The following is an 18411-nucleotide window of genomic DNA, read 5'->3' as shown; positions in this document are numbered from 1 at the left end:
AATGGCAAAACTTTCCAAGCGTATGCGCGTTATTCGCGAAAAAGTTGACGGTACCAAAGAGTACTCCATCAACGAAGCCATTGCCCTGCTGAAAGAACTGGCTACCGCCAAGTTCGTTGAAAGCGTTGACGTTGCCGTTAACCTGGGTATCGATGCTCGTAAATCTGACCAGAACGTACGTGGTGCTACTGTACTGCCGCACGGTACCGGTCGTGATGTACGCGTTGCCGTATTCACCCAGGGTGCCAACGCCGAAGCTGCCAAAGCTGCCGGTGCTGAACTGGTTGGTATGGATGACTTGGCCGATCTGGTCAAGAAAGGCGAGATGAACTTCGACGTCGTGATCGCATCCCCGGATGCCATGCGTGTTGTTGGTCAACTGGGCCAAATCCTGGGCCCGCGTGGCCTGATGCCTAACCCGAAAGTGGGTACCGTGACCCCGAACGTTGCTGAAGCTGTGAAGAATGCTAAAGCCGGTCAGGTTCGTTACCGCAATGACAAGAATGGTATCATCCATACCACTCTGGGTAAGGTTTCTTTCGACGAAGTTCAGCTGAAAGAAAACTTGGAAGCTCTGCTGGTTGCTCTGAAAAAGGGCAAACCCTCTTCCGCCAAAGGTATCTTCATCAAGAAAGTCAGCATCTCCACCACCATGGGTGCCGGTGTTGCCGTAGACCAAGCTTCTCTGGAAGCTCAGGGCTAATTGATGGATTTTACAAGGCGCAAAATTTAATCTATAATTTTGCGCCTTGATTGGTTGGGGGTTTCGACCTCCGTCCAAGACCGCAGGTGGCCGCATGGCCTTAATCCTTCCTGCGTAGACGGTGCCGGACACCCAGCGAGAAAGTTTTCTTTCTCTTCTGGAATCCTGCTACCGCATCGTTCCCCTCTGTTGTGAAGGTAGGGGGGATGTGTCAGTACTGAGTCATGAGACTCAGATTCAATCCAGGAGTTAAGCCAATGGCATTGGGACTCGAAGACAAAAAGGCAATTGTTGCTGAAGTCAACGAAGCTGCCAAAGGCGCTCTGTCTGCAGTTGTAGCCGATTCTCGCGGTGTGACTGTTGACAAGATGACCGTCCTGCGTAAATCCGCTCGTGAAGCCGGTGTGTACATGCGCGTTGTGCGTAACACCCTGCTGCGTCGCGCGGTAGAGGGCACCGATTTCGGTTGCCTGAACGACGTATTGACTGGTCCTACCTTGATTGCTTTCTCTAACGAACACCCGGGCGCTGCCGCTCGTCTGTTCAAAGAGTTTGCCAAAGCGAACCAAAAGTTCGAAATCAAGGCTGGCGCTTTTAACGGTGAGTTTATCGCCGCAGCACAAATTGATCGTCTGGCCACGCTGCCGACCTACGACGAAGCGATTTCGAAGTTGATGGCTACCATGAAGGAAGCCTCTGCTGGCAAGCTGGTTCGTACTATCGCTGCTGTTCGCGACCAGAAACAAGCTGCTGCTTGATTCTCGCCTATTTAGGCTGTTTGAGTTTATTCAACATCAGGAATTTTTGTCATGTCTATCACTAAAGACCAAATCATCGAAGCCGTTGCTTCCATGTCCGTAATGGAAGTTGTTGAGCTGATCGAAGCAATGGAAGAGAAGTTCGGTGTTTCTGCCGCTGTTGCTGTAGCTGCCGGTCCGGCCGCTGAAGCAGTAGAAGAGAAGACCGAGTTCGACGTAGTTCTGACTGCTGCTGGCGCCAACAAAGTTGCCGTCATCAAGGCCGTTCGTGCTGCCACCGGTCTGGGCCTGAAAGAAGCCAAGGACCTGGTAGAAGCTGCACCGACCAACCTGAAAGAAGCCATCTCCAAAGATGAAGCTGAAGCTCTGAAGAAGCAGCTTGAAGAAGCTGGTGCTTCTGTTGAGATCAAATAATCTGCATTTATGTAGATTAGCCTGATAAAACAGGCTAGGGCTGGTGAATATTTGTTCACCAGCCTTTTTGCGCTGTAGACTGAGAGCATTTCACACCGTTTACGACTCTCGGTGCACCAGCAATCCGGACCGTATCATCGTCCGGGCCAACACAAAACGGTGTTGAGACAGAGCTGTCCTGCGGGACAGAGTGGGTCACTTATCAGCGAGCTGAGGAACCCTATGGTTTACTCTTATACCGAAAAAAAACGCATTCGTAAGGACTTCGGTAAGCGAGACCAGGTACTGGACACGCCTTATTTGTTGTCCATTCAGCTGGACTCCTTCAAGCAGTTCATCGAGGCTGACCCGGAAGGTGAATACGGCCTAGAGGCCGCTTTCCGTAGCGTTTTCCCGATCACCAGTTACTCCGGTAGTGCTGAGCTTCAGTATGTCAGCTATCGCCTGGGTGAGCCGGTATTTGACGTAAAAGAATGCCAGATCCGTGGAGTGACCTACTCCGCGCCGCTGCGTGTCAAGCTTCGTATGGTTCTGTACGACCGTGAAGCAGCTGCCGGCACCGTCAAAGACATCAAGGAACAAGAAGTTTACATGGGCGAAATTCCGCTCATGACCGAAAACGGCACCTTTGTTATCAATGGTACCGAGCGGGTCATCGTCTCCCAGCTGCACCGCAGCCCAGGCGTCTTCTTCGACCATGATAAAGGCAAAACACATTCATCCGGTAAGGTACTGTATAACGCCCGCGTTATCCCCTACCGTGGCTCCTGGCTGGACTTCGAGTTCGATGCAAAAGACAACCTGTTTGTCCGTATCGACCGTCGTCGTAAATTGCCGGCATCCATTATTCTGCGCGCCCTGGACTTCGGTTCCGAACAGATTCTGGCCACCTTCTTCGAGACCATAGGTTTCGAGGTTAAAGATGGCAAGTTGATGATGGACCTGGTGCCCGAGCGCCTGCGTGGTGAGACTGCGACCTTCGACATCATCGCCAATGGCGCCGTGGTGGTTGAAACCGGTCGTCGGGTAACCGCGCGCCACATCCGTCAGTTGGAAAAAGACGCCATCACCCAGATTGAGGTGCCGGTGGAGTATGTTGTTGGCAAAGTTGCAGCCAAGAACTACGCACATCCGCAGACTGGCGAAGTGGTCGTGACTGCCAACCAGGCGTTGAGCCTGGAAGCGGTTGCCAACCTGTCCCAAGCCGGCTTCAAGCACTTCGAGGTTCTGTTCACCAACGAACTGGATCACGGTGCTTACATGTCCGAGACCCTGCGCATCGACTCCAGCTCCACCCGTTTGGAAGCGCTGGTCGAGATCTACCGCATGATGCGTCCGGGCGAGCCGCCCACCCGCGAAGCGGCTGAGCAGCTGTTCGAGAACCTGTTCTTCTCTTCCGAGCGTTACGACCTGTCTACCGTGGGTCGGATGAAGTTCAACCGCCGTCTGGGTCGTGAAGATGAGACCGGCGTAGGTGTGCTGACCAAAGACGACATCGTCGAGGTCATGAAGCGCCTGATCGACATCCGTAACGGCAATGACGAGGTGGACGATATCGACCACCTGGGTAACCGTCGTATCCGTTCTGTCGGTGAAATGGCCGAGAACCAGTTCCGTGTCGGTCTGGTGCGTGTCGAGCGTGCGGTCAAGGAGCGTCTCTCTCTGGGCGACCTGGACACCCTGATGCCGCAGGATCTGATCAACGCCAAGCCGATCTCCGCCGCGGTCAAAGAGTTCTTCGGTTCCAGCCAGCTGTCCCAGTTCATGGACCAGAACAACCCGCTGTCCGAAGTGACCCACAAGCGTCGTATTTCCGCGCTGGGCCCGGGTGGTCTGACCCGTGAGCGTGCCGGCTTCGAAGTTCGAGATGTACACCCGACTCACTACGGTCGTCTGTGCCCTATCGAAACTCCGGAAGGTCCGAACATCGGTCTGATCAACTCGCTGTCCGTGTATTCCCGCACCAACGAGTACGGTTTCCTCGAGACCCCGTACCGCAAGGTCATCGACGGTGTGATCACCGACGAAGTGGATTACCTGTCTGCAATCGAAGAAGGCAAGTACGTGATCGCTCAGGCTAACGCCGCGACCTCCGAAGATGGCCGTCTGAAAGATGAGTTGATCCCGTGCCGCCATAAGGGTGAATCCACCTTTATGAACGCCGACCAGATCCAGTACATGGACGTGAGCCCGCAACAGATCGTCTCTGTGGCTGCTGCTCTGATCCCGTTCCTGGAACACGATGATGCTAACCGAGCCCTGATGGGTTCGAACATGCAACGTCAAGCCGTACCGACTCTGCGTGCTGACAAGCCGCTGGTAGGTACCGGTATGGAACGCGCCGTGGCCGTCGACTCCGGGGTAACCGTAGTGGCCAAGCGTGGCGGCATGATCGACTACGTCGATGCCTCCCGTATCGTTATCAAGGTCAATGAAGATGAGCTGCTGCCAGGCGAAGCCGGCATCGACATCTACAGCCTGACCAAGTACACCCGTTCCAACCAGAACACCTGTATCAACCAGCGTCCTTGCGTGATGTTGGGTGAGCCGGTGATGGCGGGCGACGTGGTCGCTGACGGTCCGTCTACCGATCTGGGCGAACTGGCGCTGGGCCAAAACCTGCGCGTCGCGTTCATGCCGTGGAACGGTTACAACTTCGAAGATTCGATCTTGGTAAACGAGCGCGTGGTACAGGAAGATCGCCTGACCACCATCCATATCCAGGAACTGGCCTGTATCTCCCGTGACACCAAGCTGGGTCCGGAAGAGATCACTGCCGACATCCCGAACGTGGGTGAAGCCGCTCTGTCCAAGCTGGACGAGTCCGGTATCGTCTACGTGGGTGCCGAAGTGAAGGGCGGCGACATTCTGGTTGGTAAGGTAACACCCAAGGGTGAAACCCAGCTGACGCCGGAAGAGAAGCTGCTGCGTGCCATCTTCGGTGAGAAGGCCTCCGATGTGAAGGACTCCTCTCTGCGTGTGCCGAACGGTGTGTACGGTACCGTGGTTGACGTGCAAGTCTTTACCCGCGATGGCGTGGAAAAAGACAAGCGCGCCAAAGAAATCGAAGAGATGCAGCTGAAGGAAGCGAAGAAGGACTTGACCGAAGAGTTCAAGATCCTGGAAGACGGCATCTTCGGCCGCTCCCGCAACCTGCTGCTGGCCGCCGGTTACAGCGAAGATCGTCTGAACAAGCTGGATCGTTCCAAGTGGTTTGAGTTGGCCATCGAAGATGAAGCCAAGCAGATCGAACTGGAGCAGATCGGCGAGCAGCACATCGAGCTGAAAGCCGACTTCGACAAGAAGTTCGAGAACAAGCGTCGCAAGATTATCCAGGGTGATGATCTGGCGCCGGGCGTACTGAAAATCGTCAAGGTTTACCTGGCAGTCAAGCGTCGCATCCAACCGGGTGACAAGATGGCGGGCCGTCACGGTAACAAGGGTGTTATCTCCAAGATCTGCCCGGTCGAGGATATGCCCCATGACGAGTTCGGCCGTCCGGTCGACATCGTACTGAACCCGCTGGGTGTACCGTCCCGTATGAACATCGGTCAGATCCTCGAAGTGCATCTGGGCCTCGCGGCCAAGGGCATCGGCGAGAAGATCGACCGCATGATCAAAGATCAGCGCGAGCTGCACGAGATGCGTGAATTCCTGCAACAGGTCTATGACCTGGGCGAGAAAGACACCCAGCAAGTGAACATTGCCGAGCTGTCTGACGACGACGTACGTACCCTTGCGGGTAACCTGCGTAAGGGTCTGCCAGTTGCTACACCTGTCTTTGATGGTGCCAAAGAGCACGAAATCAAGGCCCTGCTGAAGCTGGCCGATCTGCCGGAATCCGGTCAGATCTCCCTGTTCGACGGTCGTACCGGTAACACTTTCGAGCGTAAGGTCACCGTGGGTTACATGTACATGCTCAAGCTGAACCACTTGGTAGACGACAAGATGCATGCGCGTTCTACCGGCTCCTACAGTCTGGTTACCCAGCAGCCGCTGGGTGGTAAGGCACAGTTTGGTGGCCAGCGGTTCGGTGAGATGGAAGTGTGGGCCCTGGAGGCTTACGGTGCGGCATATACCCTGCAGGAAATGCTGACCGTCAAGTCTGACGATGTGAATGGCCGTACCAAGATGTACAAGAACATCGTGGATGGCGACCACCGTATGGAGCCGGGCATGCCCGAGTCCTTCAACGTATTGCTGAAGGAAATTCGCTCTCTGGGTATCAACATCGAGCTGGACGAAGAGTAAGAGCTCGCTCTTACTTATTGTTCGAGAATTGACGTGGGCGCCCCGCTGCTTTGGCAGTTGGGGCGCCGAGGTTAGACTCCTGACAGGGGAAACACGTGAAAGACTTACTCAAGTTTTTGAAGGCTCAGACCAAGACCGAAGAGTTTGACAGTATCAAGATCGGTCTGGCCTCTCCTGACATGATCCGCTCCTGGTCATTCGGTGAGGTCAAAAAGCCTGAGACCATCAACTACCGGACTTTCAAGCCGGAACGTGATGGTCTGTTCTGTGCCCGTATATTCGGACCGGTGAAGGACTACGAGTGTCTGTGCGGCAAGTACAAGCGCCTGAAACACCGTGGTGTGATCTGCGAGAAGTGCGGCGTAGAAGTGACCCAGACCAAGGTCCGTCGCGAGCGCATGGGCCACATCGAGCTGGCCAGCCCGACTGCCCACATCTGGTTCCTGAAGTCCCTGCCGTCCCGTATCGGTCTGCTGCTGGACATGACCCTGCGTGACATCGAGCGCGTGCTGTATTTCGAATCCTATGTGGTGATCGAGCCCGGCATGACCAACCTCGAGCGCAGCCAGATGCTGTCCGAAGAGAACTATCTGGACGCACTGGAAGAGTGGGGCGACGAATTTGACGCCAAGATGGGTGCCGAAGCAATACTTGCATTGCTGCGTGCCATCGATCTGGAAGGTGAAGTCAAGACCATGCGCGAGGAGCTGGATCAGACCAACTCCGAGACCAAGCGCAAGAAGACCACCAAGCGTCTGAAGCTGATGGAAGCTTTCCTGCAGTCCGGCAACAAGCCGGAGTGGATGATCATGACAGTGCTGCCTGTGCTGCCGCCGGACCTGCGTCCGCTGGTACCGCTGGATGGCGGTCGTTTCGCAACTTCAGATCTGAACGATCTGTATCGTCGCGTGATCAACCGTAACAACCGCCTGAAGCGTCTGCTGGACCTGGCCGCCCCGGACATCATCGTGCGCAACGAAAAGCGCATGCTGCAAGAGTCCGTGGATGCCCTGCTGGACAACGGCCGTCGTGGTCGTGCCATCACTGGTTCCAACAAGCGCCCGCTGAAATCCTTGGCCGACATGATCAAGGGTAAGCAAGGTCGTTTCCGTCAAAACCTGCTGGGTAAGCGCGTCGACTATTCCGGTCGTTCCGTTATCACCGTAGGTCCGACCCTGCGTCTGCATCAGTGCGGTCTGCCGAAGAAGATGGCGCTGGAGCTGTTCAAGCCCTTCATCTATGGCAAGCTGGAATCCCGCGGTCTGGCGACCACTATCAAGGCCGCCAAGAAGATGGTGGAGCGCGAAGAAGCCGTCGTTTGGGACATCCTGGACGAAGTGATCCGCGAACACCCGGTCCTGCTGAACCGTGCACCGACCCTGCACCGTCTGGGTATCCAGGCGTTCGAACCGACCCTGATCGAAGGCAAGGCCATCCAGCTGCACCCGCTCGTCTGTGCCGCCTATAACGCGGACTTCGATGGTGACCAGATGGCGGTCCACGTACCGCTGACCCTGGAAGCCCAGCTGGAAGCGCGCGCCCTGATGATGTCTACCAACAACATCCTGTCGCCTGCCTCCGGTGAGCCGATCATCGTTCCTTCCCAGGACGTGGTCTTGGGTCTGTACTACATGACCCGTGCCCGTATCAACGCCAAGGGCGAAGGTATGGTGCTGGCCGGCCCGAAAGAAGCCGAGAAGGTCTATCGCGCCGGTCTGGCCGATCTGCATGCTCGCGTCAAAGTGCGTATCACCGAATACCTGCGTCAAGCAGATGATTCGCTGGTAGAGCGTACCGAGCTGAAGAACACCACCGTTGGTCGTGCGATCCTGAGCCTGATCCTGCCGAAAGGCATGGAATACGCGCTGATCGACGAGCCGAAGGTGCTGACTGCGGCAGAGCAGGCCGATCTGGATGCCAATCCGCAGAACTGGATCAAGAGCGTCTCCAACAAGGCGTTGGGCAAGAAGCTCATCTCCCGTCTGCTGAACACCTGTTATCGCAAGCAGGGCCTGAAGGACACCGTCATCTTCGCTGACCAGCTGATGTATACCGGTTTCCACTATGCGGCCCTGTCTGGTGCCTCTGTTGGTATCGATGACATGGTCATCCCGGATGCCAAGAAAGACATCGTTGCCGCTGCCGAAGCCGAAGTTGCCGAGATCCAGGACCAGTTCCTGTCCGGTCTGGTGACCGCGGGCGAACGCTATAACAAGGTTATCGATATCTGGGCCAGCGCGAACGATCGCGTCTCCAAGGCCATGATGGATAACCTGTCCAAGGAGCGTAACGTCAACTCCCTGGGCGAAGAAGAAGAGCAGGCCTCGTTCAACAGCATCTTCATGATGGCCGACTCTGGTGCGCGGGGCTCCGCCGCCCAGATCCGTCAGCTGGCCGGTATGCGTGGCCTGATGGCCAAGCCGGATGGCTCCATCATCGAAACGCCGATCGTGGCGAACTTCCGTGAAGGTCTGAACGTACTCCAGTACTTCATCTCCACTCACGGTGCTCGTAAAGGTCTGGCGGATACCGCATTGAAGACGGCGAACTCCGGTTACCTGACTCGTCGTCTGGTCGACGTGGCGCAGGACATGGTGGTCACCGAGGACGATTGCGGCACTACCGAAGGTCTGTGGATGACTCCGCTGATCGAAGGTGGCGATGTGGTCGAGCCGCTGCGTGAGCGCGTGCTGGGTCGTGTGGTCGCGGAAGACGTGATCAAGCCGGGTACTGAAAGCGAGATCCTGGTCGCGCGCAATACCCTGCTCGACGAGTATCTGTGTGATCTGCTGGAACGTAACTCTGTCGACCGCGTGAAGGTACGTTCTGCCATCACCTGTGAGACCGACTTCGGTAACTGTGCTCACTGCTACGGCCGTGATCTGGCCCGTGGTCACCTGGTGAACAAGGGTGAGGCTGTCGGTGTTATCGCCGCCCAGTCCATCGGTGAGCCGGGTACCCAGCTGACGATGCGTACCTTCCACATCGGTGGTGCTGCATCCCGAGCCGCTGCCGAGAGCAGCATCCAGGTCAAGAACACCGGTAGCATCAAGCTGCAGAACGCCAAGTTTGTTACCAACAGTGCTGACAAGCTGGTAATCACCTCCCGTTCTACCGAACTGACCATCATGGACGAGATGGGCCGTACCAAGGAAAGCCACAAGCTGCCTTACGGTTCCGTCCTGGAAGTGAAAGATGGCCAGGCCGTGAGTGCCGGTGACACCGTCGCCAACTGGGATCCGCACACCCACCCGATCATCACCGAAGTAGCAGGTCGCCTGGACTTCGAACACATGATCGATGGCGTGACCATCACTCGTCAGACCGACGAGCTGACCGGTCTCTCCTCCATCGTCGTGCTGGATGTCAACGAACGTCCGAGCGCCGGTAAAGAGATGCGTCCGACCGTGAAACTGGTCGACCAGAATGGCAAGGATGTCATGATCCCGGGTACCGATGTTGCCGCCCAGTACTTCCTGCCGGGCAAGGCGATCGTGAACCTGGAAGATGGTGCCAACGTGGGTGTGGGTGACGCGGTTGCGCGTATCCCGCAAGAGTCCAGCGGTACCAAGGACATCACCGGTGGTCTGCCGCGCGTTGCGGATCTGTTCGAAGCACGTCAACCGAAGGAACCGGCTATCCTGGCCGAGATCTCCGGTACCATCTCCTTCGGGAAAGAGACCAAGGGCAAGCGCCGTCTGGTCATCACCCCGACCGACGGTGGCGACATCTACGAAGAGATGATTCCGAAGTGGCGTCACCTGAACGTGTTCGAAGGTGAAAAAGTTGAGAAGGGTGAAGTGCTGGCGGACGGTCCTGAGTCTGCTCACGACATCCTGCGTCTGCGCGGTATCAGCCCGGTCGCCAACTATATCGCCAACGAAGTGCAGGACGTTTACCGTCTGCAAGGCGTTAAGATCAACGACAAGCACATCGAAGTCATCGTCCGTCAGATGCTGCGCAAGTGCGAGATCCTGAGCGCCGGCGACACCGACCTGATCGAAGGTGAGCAGGTTGAAGTGGCTCGTGTGAAGATTGCCAACCGTAAGCTGGTTGCCGAGGGTAAGACTCCGGCCACCTTCCGTCATATCCTGATGGGTATTACCAAGGCATCTCTGAGCACCGAGTCCTTCATCTCCGCGGCTTCCTTCCAGGAAACCACTCGTGTTCTGACCGAAGCGGCCGTTGGCGGCAAGCGTGACGAACTGCGTGGCCTGAAAGAGAACGTGATCGTGGGTCGTCTGATCCCGGCTGGTACCGGCTTTGCCTACCACCATGCCCGGATCAACCAGCGTGCCGCCGCAGCCCGTGCTGTCGGTGTACCGCAGGTGACTGCCGATGAGGCTCAGCAAAACCTGGCGGATCTGCTCAACGCAGCCGGCAGCTTTGACGAAGAGTAATCTTCAGCCGTTGTGATTAAAAAGGGCCCCTTCGCGGGGCCCTTTTTTATGCCTGTCGCGCGCCACGGCTTTGCACGGTGCTGGGGCAGGGGATGATCCAGTGCAAGGTTATAGAGCAAAAAATCAAAAAAAGTTGACATTGATCCCCCGCAATTGAAAACTCGGGAAAGTTGAATGGTTATTACAGGGGTAGAACATGGCTGCAGGTATCGAGGAAGTACTGCTTCCCGAAGAACGACTGAGCGGTCGCGCTTTTACAGACGAAGACAGGGAATTGTTGCGTTCATATGAGGGCCTCATCGAAGGCTTGGCCGATCTGTTCGGCAAGCACTGCGAGGTGGTGCTTCATTCCCTGGAAAATCTGCATGAGTCAGTGATCAAGATAGCAAACGGCTTTAACACGGGACGAACCCTGGGGGCGCCGATCACCGATCTGGCCCTGCGTATGCTCAAGGACATCGAGAGCACCGGCCAGGATCACACCCAGAGTTACTTCGCGCGCAGCCGGACCGGTGCGCTGATGAAGTCGAGTACCATCGCCATCCGCAACAGCGACAAGCAGGTGGTCGGGCTTATCTGCATCAACCTGCACATCAATGCGCCCTTCCACGAGTTCGTGGCCGAGTTTTTCCCGACCCCGCAGCAAGCGGAGCGTCAATCGCCGGAAACCTTTGCCAACAGCGTGGAGGAGTTGGTCGCCCAGACGGTGGACAACACCATCGACGAGATCAATCGTGATCCGACCGTGGCCAACAATGCCAAGAATCGTTTTATCGTGACCCAGCTGTTCGAGAAGGGCATATTTGATATCAAGGACTCGATCAACCTGGTCGCCGACAAGTTGAATATTTCCAAACATACCGTTTATCTGTACATCCGACAGCGCAAGCAGGGTGAAGAAGAGAACGAATAAGTGCCATAGAAGGGGATAGTGAGAATGGCTAAAGAAGTGATTGCAACCGACAAGGCACCTGCCGCAATTGGCCCGTACGTCCAGGCTACCAAGCTGGGTGATTTGGTCTTCACCTCCGGGCAGATCCCGCTCGATCCCGCCACCATGGACATAGTCGCCGGTGGCATCGAAGCGCAGGCCGAGCAGGTGATGAAGAACCTGGTTGCAGTATTGAAGGCGGCCGGCGCCGATACCGGCAAGGTGCTTAAAACAACCTGCTTCCTCAGCGACATGAACAACTTCGTGGCCTTCAATCAGGTGTATGCCCGCTACTTCGGCGACGCCGCACCGGCGCGCTCCTGTGTGGAAGTGGCTCGCCTGCCCAAGGACGTCCTGGTCGAAGTCGAAGCCATCGCCTACGTCTGAGTCACGGTCATTGGAAGAGCCCCTCCCAGGAGGGGCTTTTTCGTCTTTGAGGTAGAATGGATGCATATTTGCGCAGGAGTCCGGACATGAGTCTGAATTTTGCCCTGCTGGTCACCGGGCCCGCCTATGGCACCCAGACGGCCAGCACCGCCTATCGCTTCGCCCTGAGCCTCATCGAGCAGGGCCATCGCCTGTCTCACCTGTTCTTCTATCAGGATGGGGTCTATAACGGCAGCAGCTTGCATGCCCCCGCGTCCGATGAGGCCGACCTGGTGACGCTGTGGCGCGATCTGGCTCTGGCGCAGGGCATTGCCATCGATGTGTGTGTCGCCGCCGCCATGCGGCGTGGTGTGCTCGACGAGACCGAGGCGAAGGGGGTCGGCAAGACCCAGTTCAACCTGCAGGCGCCATTTCGCCTGAGTGGATTGGGGCAGCTGGCCGAGGCCAGCCTGACTGCCGATCGCTTCGTCCAGTTCTAGGGGGATGAGATGAGCAAGATTGCCTTTATCTGCCGGCGGGGTCCCCATGGCACGGCGAGCGGTCGGGAAGGGCTGGATGCCCTGCTGGCTACCTCGGCATTGACCGAGTCTTTGGCCCTGTTCCTGCTGGGGGACGGCGTGTTGCAGCTGGTGAAGGAACAGTCGCCACAGGCGATACTGCAGCGCCACTACGCTCCGACCTTCAAGATGCTGGAACTGTACGACATCGAGGAGGTCTATGTCTGTGCGGCTTCGCTGGCCGAGCGTGGCCTGACCGCGGTGGATCTGCTGATCCCCGTGACGGTGCTGTCCCCCGCAGAGATCCGTCACCAGTGGGGCCGTTGCACCACCCACATCAGCTTCTGAGGTGCCCATGATTCAGCTGGTATTGAGTTCTCCCTTCCTGAACCAGGACCTCGAGCAGGCACTGCGCTATCGCCAGGCAGAGGATCCGCTGGTGTTGATGCAGGATGCCGTGGTGGCTGTTGTCGCGCCGGAGTGGTGTGAACGATTGGCCGGGATCCCGCTCTATGTGATGGGGGAGGACCTGCGGGCGAGGGGATTGTCGTGCAGGATCGGGATGGAACTCGACATGCCCGGCCTGATCAGCCTGATCGCCGAGCATGGATCACCCCAGACCTGGGCCGGTTAGTTTTAATTTTTGCTTGATAGCTCAGGTGGTTACCACATTAGTGGCGGGATGTCATTTGCCCTTTTGGCGCACGAATTGTATAAATCTTGACTCCCCAGACAACAGGGCATAAAATTTCGCGTCCCCGTATCTGCGGGGAGGATTTTTCACACGTTTATGAAGTCATTATCAGGAGCCTTTTGATGGCAACTATTAACCAGTTGGTTCGCAAGCCACGCATCAAGCTCGTTGTGAAAAGCAACGTGCCGGCGCTGGAAGCGTGCCCTCAGAAGCGTGGCGTATGCACCCGTGTATATACCACCACCCCCAAGAAGCCTAACTCTGCACTGCGTAAAGTCTGCCGTGTACGTCTGACCAACGGCTTCGAAGTCACCTCCTATATCGGCGGTGAAGGTCACAACCTGCAGGAACACTCCGTTGTTCTGATCCGTGGCGGTCGTGTCAAGGATTTGCCAGGTGTTCGTTATCACACCGTTCGTGGTGCGTTGGACTGTGCCGGTGTTAAAGACCGTAAGCAGGCTCGCTCCAAGTATGGCGTGAAGCGTCCTAAAGCTTAATGGTTCTCCGTTAAGTAAGGCCAAACGTTAATTCGTTTCTAGTTAGATAACTTTCTAGTTTTGGGTAATCCCTGAAGTTACGGAGAATTTGAAATGCCAAGACGTCGTGTTGTTGGTCAGCGTAAAATCCTGCCGGATCCTAAGTTCGGATCAGAGCTGCTGGCTAAATTTGTCAACGTAGTAATGGTTGACGGTAAGAAATCTGTTGCAGAAGCCATCGTTTATGGCGCCCTGGACATCATTGCCACCAAATCTGGCAAAGAGCACCTGGCCCTGTTCGAAGTCGCTCTGGACAACATCCGTCCGTCCGTCGAGGTTAAATCTCGTCGTGTCGGTGGTGCAACTTATCAGGTACCGGTAGAAGTTCGTCCGGTCCGTCGCAATGCCCTGGCAATGCGCTGGTTGGTTGACGCCGCTCGTAAACGTGGTGAAAAATCAATGGCTCAGCGTTTGGCTGGCGAGCTGCTGGATGCCGCTGACAATAAGGGTTCGTCTGTCAAGAAACGTGAAGACGTTCACCGTATGGCTGAAGCGAACAAGGCCTTCGCTCACTTCCGCTGGTAATCCGCTTGCGCAGGGTCTTTTGGCTCTGCGCACCTTCAGTTATCTAGGGGTACGCTCCTAGTAAGAGGATGACAATGGCTCGTACAACCCCCATTGAGCGTTATCGTAACATCGGTATCTCCGCTCACATCGACGCCGGTAAGACTACCACTACCGAGCGCGTTCTGTTTTATACCGGTGTAAGTCACAAGATCGGTGAAGTTCACGATGGCGCTGCCACCATGGACTGGATGGAACAGGAACAAGAGCGTGGTATTACCATCACCTCCGCCGCGACCACCGCGTTCTGGTCCGGTATGGGCAAACAGTTCCAACCGCACCGTATCAACATCATCGATACCCCCGGCCACGTTGACTTTACTATCGAAGTAGAGCGTTCAATGCGTGTTCTGGACGGTGCCGTGATGGTGTACTGTGCCGTAGGTGGCGTACAGCCACAGTCTGAGACCGTATGGCGTCAGGCTAACAAGTACAAGGTTCCCCGTATCGCGTTCGTCAACAAGATGGACCGTACTGGTGCCAACTATCTGCGCTGCGTTGAGCACATTAAGACCCGCCTGAAAGGTAACCCGGTTCCGCTGCAACTGAACATCGGTTCAGAAGAGAACTTCAAGGGTGTTATCGATCTGGTCAAGATGAAAGCCATCAACTGGAGCGAAGCAGATCAGGGCGTATCCTTCGATTACGAAGAGATCCCGGCTGAGCTGCTGGAACAAGCGCAAGAAATGCGCATGACCCTGGTCGAAGCCGCTGCTGAAGCGTCTGAAGATCTGATGGAAAAATACCTGGGTGGTGAAGAACTGACCGAGGAAGAGATCAAGAAAGCTCTTCGTCTGCGCGTTCTGAACAACGAAATCATCCTGGTTACCTGTGGCTCCGCGTTCAAGAACAAGGGCGTACAGGCCATGCTGGATGCTGTGGTTGACTATCTGCCGGCACCGACCGACGTAGCTGCCATCGACGGTCTGAAGCTGGACGGCGTCACCAAAGACGAGCGTCATGCTTCTGATGAAGAGCCGTTCTCTGCTCTGGCATTCAAGATTGCTACCGACCCGTTCGTAGGCAACCTGACCTTCTTCCGCGTGTACTCCGGTGTAGTTAACTCCGGTGACTCCGTGCTGAACTCTGTCAAAGAGAAGCGCGAGCGTTTTGGCCGTATCGTTCAGATGCACGCCAACAAGCGTGAAGAGATCAAAGAAGTTCGCGCAGGCGATATCGCTGCCGCCATCGGTCTGAAAGACGTGACCACTGGTGACACCCTGTGTGACGAAAAATCACCGATCATCCTCGAGCGTATGGAATTCCCGGAGCCGGTAATCTCCATCGCGGTTGAGCCGAAAACCAAGGCTGACCAAGAGAAGATGGGTCTGGCACTCGGCCGTCTGGCGCAGGAAGATCCGTCTTTCCGCGTATGGACTGACGAAGAATCTGGCCAAACCATCATCGCCGGTATGGGTGAGCTGCACTTGGACATCATCGTTGACCGTATGCGTCGCGAGTTCAAGGTTGAAGCGAACGTAGGTAAGCCGCAGGTTGCCTACCGTGAAACCATTCGTGAAACCGTCAAGGACATCGAAGGTAAGCACGCCAAGCAGTCTGGTGGTCGTGGTCAGTATGGTCACGTCATCATCGACATGTACCCGCTGGAAGCCGGCAAAGCCTATGAGTTCGTTAACGACATCAAAGGCGGCGTGATTCCTGGCGAATACATCCCGGGCGTTGACAAGGGTATCCGTGAGCAGCTGAAATCCGGCCCGCTGGCAGGTTATCCGGTAATGGATCTGGGTGTGCGTCTGCACTACGGTTCTTACCACGATGTCGACTCCTCCGAATTGGCGTTCAAGATCGCTGCCTCCCTGGCCTTCAAGGCTGGTTACATGAAGGCAAGCCCGGTCCTGCTCGAGCCGATCATGAAGGTTGAAGTCGAGACCCCGGAAGATTACATGGGCGACGTTATCGGTGACCTGAACCGTCGTCGTGGCCTGATCGAAGGTATGGAAGACGGCCCGTCCGGCAAGATCGTACGTGCCCTGGTGCCGCTGGCCGAGATGTTCGGTTATGCGACCGCCCTGCGTTCCGCTACCCAAGGTCGTGCTTCCTACGCAATGGAATTCGCTAAGTACTCCGACGCCCCGAACAACGTGGCCCAGGCAGTCATCGAAGAGCGCAAATCCAAGTAATTTATGATTCCCCGCCTACGACGGTAGGCGGGTTTAACCTAGAAGGACTACGTCGTGTCTAAAGAAAAATTTGAGCGTAACAAACCGCACGTAAACGTCGGCACCATCGGCCACGTTGACCACGGTAAAACCACCCTGACCGCCGCCATCACCAACGTGCTGGCCAAGCACTTCGGTGGTAAAGCTTTCGCCTTCGACCAGATCGACAAGGCGCCGGAAGAGCGTGAGCGTGGTATCACCATCAACACCTCCCACGTAGAATACGACACCGCTGCCCGTCACTACGCCCACGTAGATTGCCCGGGTCACGCCGACTACGTTAAAAACATGATCACCGGTGCTGCCCAGATGGACGGCGCGATCCTGGTAGTAGCTGCGACTGACGGCCCGATGCCGCAGACTCGTGAGCACATCCTGCTGGGTCGTCAGGTTGGTATCCCGTACATGATCGTGTTCATGAACAAGTGCGACATGGTCGACGACGAAGAGCTGCTTGAGCTGGTCGAGATGGAAGTTCGCGAACTGCTGACCGAATACGACTTCCCGGGTGATGACCTGCCGGTAGTCCGTGGTTCCGCGCTGAAAGCGCTGGAAGGCGACGCTGCTTGGGAAGAGAAAATCATCGAGCTGGCTAACCACCTGGATACCTATATCCCGGAGCCGGAGCGTGCAATCGACCTGCCGTTCCTGATGCCTATCGAAGACGTCTTCTCCATCGCTGGCCGTGGTACCGTAGTAACCGGTCGTGTTGAGCGCGGTATCGTTAAAGTCGGTGAGACCGTCGAAATCGTCGGTATCAAAGATACCGTGACCACCACCTGTACCGGTGTAGAAATGTTCCGCAAGCTGCTGGACGAAGGTCGTGCCGGTGAGAACGTTGGCGCCCTGCTGCGTGGCGTGAAGCGTGAAGACGTAGAGCGTGGTCAGGTACTGGCCAAGCCGGGCTCCATCAAGCCGCACACCAAGTTCGAATCTGAAGTGTACGTACTGTCCAAAGAAGAAGGTGGTCGTCATACCCCGTTCTTCAAGGGCTACCGTCCTCAGTTCTACTTCCGTACTACCGACGTGACCGGTACCATCGAACTGCCGGAAGGCGTTGAAATGGTAATGCCAGGCGACAACATCAAAATGGTTGTTACCCTGATCGCACCGATCGCGATGGACGACGGCCTGCGTTTCGCCATCCGTGAAGGTGGCCGTACCGTAGGTGCTGGTGTTGTTGCTAGCGTAATCGCTTAATCGATTCGCTATCTGCACACATAAAAGGGGTGGCTTCGGCCACCCCTTTTACTTTTTGGGGCTTTATCTGCCCTGTGAGATACTTTTTAAACATCCATTGCCGAGGTAGTGCCCGTGAGTAAACCCGCCATTTTTCTGGATCGTGACGGTGTCATCAACGAAGACACCGGTTATGTCAGCCAGGTCGATGACTTCCATTTCCTGCCTGGTGTGATCGAAGCCATGCAACTGCTGAAGCAGAAAGGCTATCTGCTGATCGTGGTCACCAACCAGTCAGGTATCGCCCGCGGCTACTTCAGTGAAGACGACTTCATGAACCTCACCGAATGGATGGATTGGTCGCTGGCCGACCGAGATGTGGATCTTGATGGCATCTATTTCTGCCCCCATCACCCGGATCATGGTGCACCCTGTGATTGCCGCAAGCCGAAGCCCGGTATGCTGCTGCTGGCACAACAGGAGCTGGCTATCGATATGGCGCTTTCCTATATGGTGGGTGATAAGCCTTCCGACCTGAAGGCCGCCGCCAATGCCAAGGTGGGGCATAAAGTCATGGTGCGTACCGGCAAACCGCTGACGGATGAAGGTACTGCTCTGGCGGATGCCATCTATGACAACCTGCATGATTTTGCCGTTTCGGTACCGGTCGCAGGCTGAATTCGTTCGCTTAATATGCATGTTGGTGGCTTTGTGAGCGAACGCATCACGAAAGCCATATTTCTGCAATTAACCGCTTGCCAGAAAGTTTCTACTCCCTATAATGCGCCTCCATCGACAGGGCAAGCGGCAACGCAAACAAGCCGGTCGGTGCCTCGATAAAGCCTCTGAAAATAAGGCTTGACTCGAGAAGGCGGTTGAGTAGAATGCCACTCCCGCAGCGACAAAACGTTGCAACG

General features: G+C 56.1%; 15 protein-coding genes. All 15 read left to right on the top strand.

Annotated features, from left to right (window positions below):
• Window position 1 precedes the first annotated feature (1 nt).
• The 15 genes from rplA (at window position 2) to gmhB (ending at window position 18172) form a co-directional block, all read left to right on the top strand.
• A complete protein-coding gene (rplA, locus tag KW821_RS14910) occupies window positions 2-703 on the top strand; it encodes a 50S ribosomal protein L1 (protein ID WP_218292005.1) in 702 nt (233 codons plus the stop codon).
• A gap of 257 nt (window positions 704-960) precedes the next feature.
• Window positions 961-1461: a 50S ribosomal protein L10 gene (gene rplJ / locus KW821_RS14905; RefSeq protein WP_218292004.1), complete on the top strand. Its 501-nt coding sequence runs from the start codon at window positions 961-963 to the stop codon at window positions 1459-1461.
• 51 nt (window positions 1462-1512) lie between these two features.
• Complete coding sequence (rplL, locus tag KW821_RS14900) at window positions 1513-1875, top strand: 50S ribosomal protein L7/L12 (protein WP_042019315.1); 363 nt, start codon at window positions 1513-1515, stop codon at window positions 1873-1875.
• Between the two features lie 222 nt (window positions 1876-2097).
• Window positions 2098-6126, top strand: coding sequence for a DNA-directed RNA polymerase subunit beta (rpoB, locus tag KW821_RS14895; protein ID WP_042654546.1), 4029 nt, complete (start codon window positions 2098-2100; stop codon window positions 6124-6126).
• Between the two features lie 95 nt (window positions 6127-6221).
• Entirely contained in the window at window positions 6222-10526 is a 4305-nt protein-coding gene (rpoC, locus tag KW821_RS14890; RefSeq protein ID WP_042654547.1) for a DNA-directed RNA polymerase subunit beta', read from the top strand.
• Between the two features lie 196 nt (window positions 10527-10722).
• A complete protein-coding gene (locus tag KW821_RS14885; protein ID WP_042654548.1) occupies window positions 10723-11439 on the top strand; it encodes a transcriptional regulator in 717 nt (238 codons plus the stop codon).
• Window positions 11440-11463: 24 nt separating this feature from the next.
• Window positions 11464-11844 carry a RidA family protein gene (locus tag KW821_RS14880; protein WP_042654549.1) on the top strand — a complete coding sequence of 127 codons (381 nt, stop codon included), beginning with the start codon at window positions 11464-11466 and terminating at the stop codon, window positions 11842-11844.
• 86 nt (window positions 11845-11930) lie between these two features.
• A complete protein-coding gene (gene tusD, locus KW821_RS14875) occupies window positions 11931-12323 on the top strand; it encodes a sulfurtransferase complex subunit TusD (RefSeq protein WP_218292003.1) in 393 nt (130 codons plus the stop codon).
• A gap of 9 nt (window positions 12324-12332) precedes the next feature.
• A complete protein-coding gene (gene tusC / locus KW821_RS14870) occupies window positions 12333-12689 on the top strand; it encodes a sulfurtransferase complex subunit TusC (RefSeq protein WP_218292002.1) in 357 nt (118 codons plus the stop codon).
• Between the two features lie 7 nt (window positions 12690-12696).
• The gene (gene tusB, locus KW821_RS14865) at window positions 12697-12975 is read left to right on the top strand and encodes a sulfurtransferase complex subunit TusB (protein ID WP_218292001.1); all 279 of its coding nucleotides are present in this window, start codon (window positions 12697-12699) and stop codon (window positions 12973-12975) included.
• A 182-nt stretch (window positions 12976-13157) separates the two neighbouring features.
• Complete coding sequence (gene rpsL, locus KW821_RS14860; protein WP_005306278.1) at window positions 13158-13532, top strand: 30S ribosomal protein S12; 375 nt, start codon at window positions 13158-13160, stop codon at window positions 13530-13532.
• 93 nt (window positions 13533-13625) lie between these two features.
• Entirely contained in the window at window positions 13626-14096 is a 471-nt protein-coding gene (gene rpsG / locus KW821_RS14855; RefSeq protein ID WP_033129801.1) for a 30S ribosomal protein S7, read from the top strand.
• A gap of 74 nt (window positions 14097-14170) precedes the next feature.
• Window positions 14171-16276: an elongation factor G gene (fusA, locus tag KW821_RS14850; RefSeq protein ID WP_042654553.1), complete on the top strand. Its 2106-nt coding sequence runs from the start codon at window positions 14171-14173 to the stop codon at window positions 16274-16276.
• 54 nt (window positions 16277-16330) lie between these two features.
• The gene (gene tuf / locus KW821_RS14845; protein WP_126623228.1) at window positions 16331-17515 is read left to right on the top strand and encodes an elongation factor Tu; all 1185 of its coding nucleotides are present in this window, start codon (window positions 16331-16333) and stop codon (window positions 17513-17515) included.
• Between the two features lie 114 nt (window positions 17516-17629).
• Window positions 17630-18172 (top strand): D-glycero-beta-D-manno-heptose 1,7-bisphosphate 7-phosphatase, encoded by a 543-nt coding sequence (gene gmhB / locus KW821_RS14840; RefSeq protein WP_218292000.1) that lies wholly within the window; start codon window positions 17630-17632, stop codon window positions 18170-18172.
• The last annotated feature ends 239 nt before the right edge of the window (window positions 18173-18411 follow it).

Origin of the sequence: Aeromonas sp. sif2416 (assembly GCF_019218665.1) — a bacterium.
In the GTDB taxonomy this organism is placed as follows: Bacteria; Pseudomonadota; Gammaproteobacteria; order Enterobacterales; family Aeromonadaceae; genus Aeromonas; species Aeromonas encheleia.
This window is presented reverse-complemented; position numbering and strand designations above follow the sequence as displayed.

What these genes read in the sequence shown, in the direction of transcription:
- rplA (WP_218292005.1), top strand. Translation starts at nt 2, where the DNA reads ATGGCAAAACTTTCCAAGCGTATGCGCGTTATTCGCGAAAAAGTTGAC.
- rplJ (WP_218292004.1), top strand. Translation starts at nt 961, where the DNA reads ATGGCATTGGGACTCGAAGACAAAAAGGCAATTGTTGCTGAAGTCAAC.
- rplL (WP_042019315.1), top strand. Translation starts at nt 1,513, where the DNA reads ATGTCTATCACTAAAGACCAAATCATCGAAGCCGTTGCTTCCATGTCC.
- rpoB (WP_042654546.1), top strand. Translation starts at nt 2,098, where the DNA reads ATGGTTTACTCTTATACCGAAAAAAAACGCATTCGTAAGGACTTCGGT.
- KW821_RS14885 (WP_042654548.1), top strand. Translation starts at nt 10,723, where the DNA reads ATGGCTGCAGGTATCGAGGAAGTACTGCTTCCCGAAGAACGACTGAGC.
- KW821_RS14880 (WP_042654549.1), top strand. Translation starts at nt 11,464, where the DNA reads ATGGCTAAAGAAGTGATTGCAACCGACAAGGCACCTGCCGCAATTGGC.
- tusD (WP_218292003.1), top strand. Translation starts at nt 11,931, where the DNA reads ATGAGTCTGAATTTTGCCCTGCTGGTCACCGGGCCCGCCTATGGCACC.
- tusC (WP_218292002.1), top strand. Translation starts at nt 12,333, where the DNA reads ATGAGCAAGATTGCCTTTATCTGCCGGCGGGGTCCCCATGGCACGGCG.
- tusB (WP_218292001.1), top strand. Translation starts at nt 12,697, where the DNA reads ATGATTCAGCTGGTATTGAGTTCTCCCTTCCTGAACCAGGACCTCGAG.
- rpsL (WP_005306278.1), top strand. Translation starts at nt 13,158, where the DNA reads ATGGCAACTATTAACCAGTTGGTTCGCAAGCCACGCATCAAGCTCGTT.
- rpsG (WP_033129801.1), top strand. Translation starts at nt 13,626, where the DNA reads ATGCCAAGACGTCGTGTTGTTGGTCAGCGTAAAATCCTGCCGGATCCT.
- fusA (WP_042654553.1), top strand. Translation starts at nt 14,171, where the DNA reads ATGGCTCGTACAACCCCCATTGAGCGTTATCGTAACATCGGTATCTCC.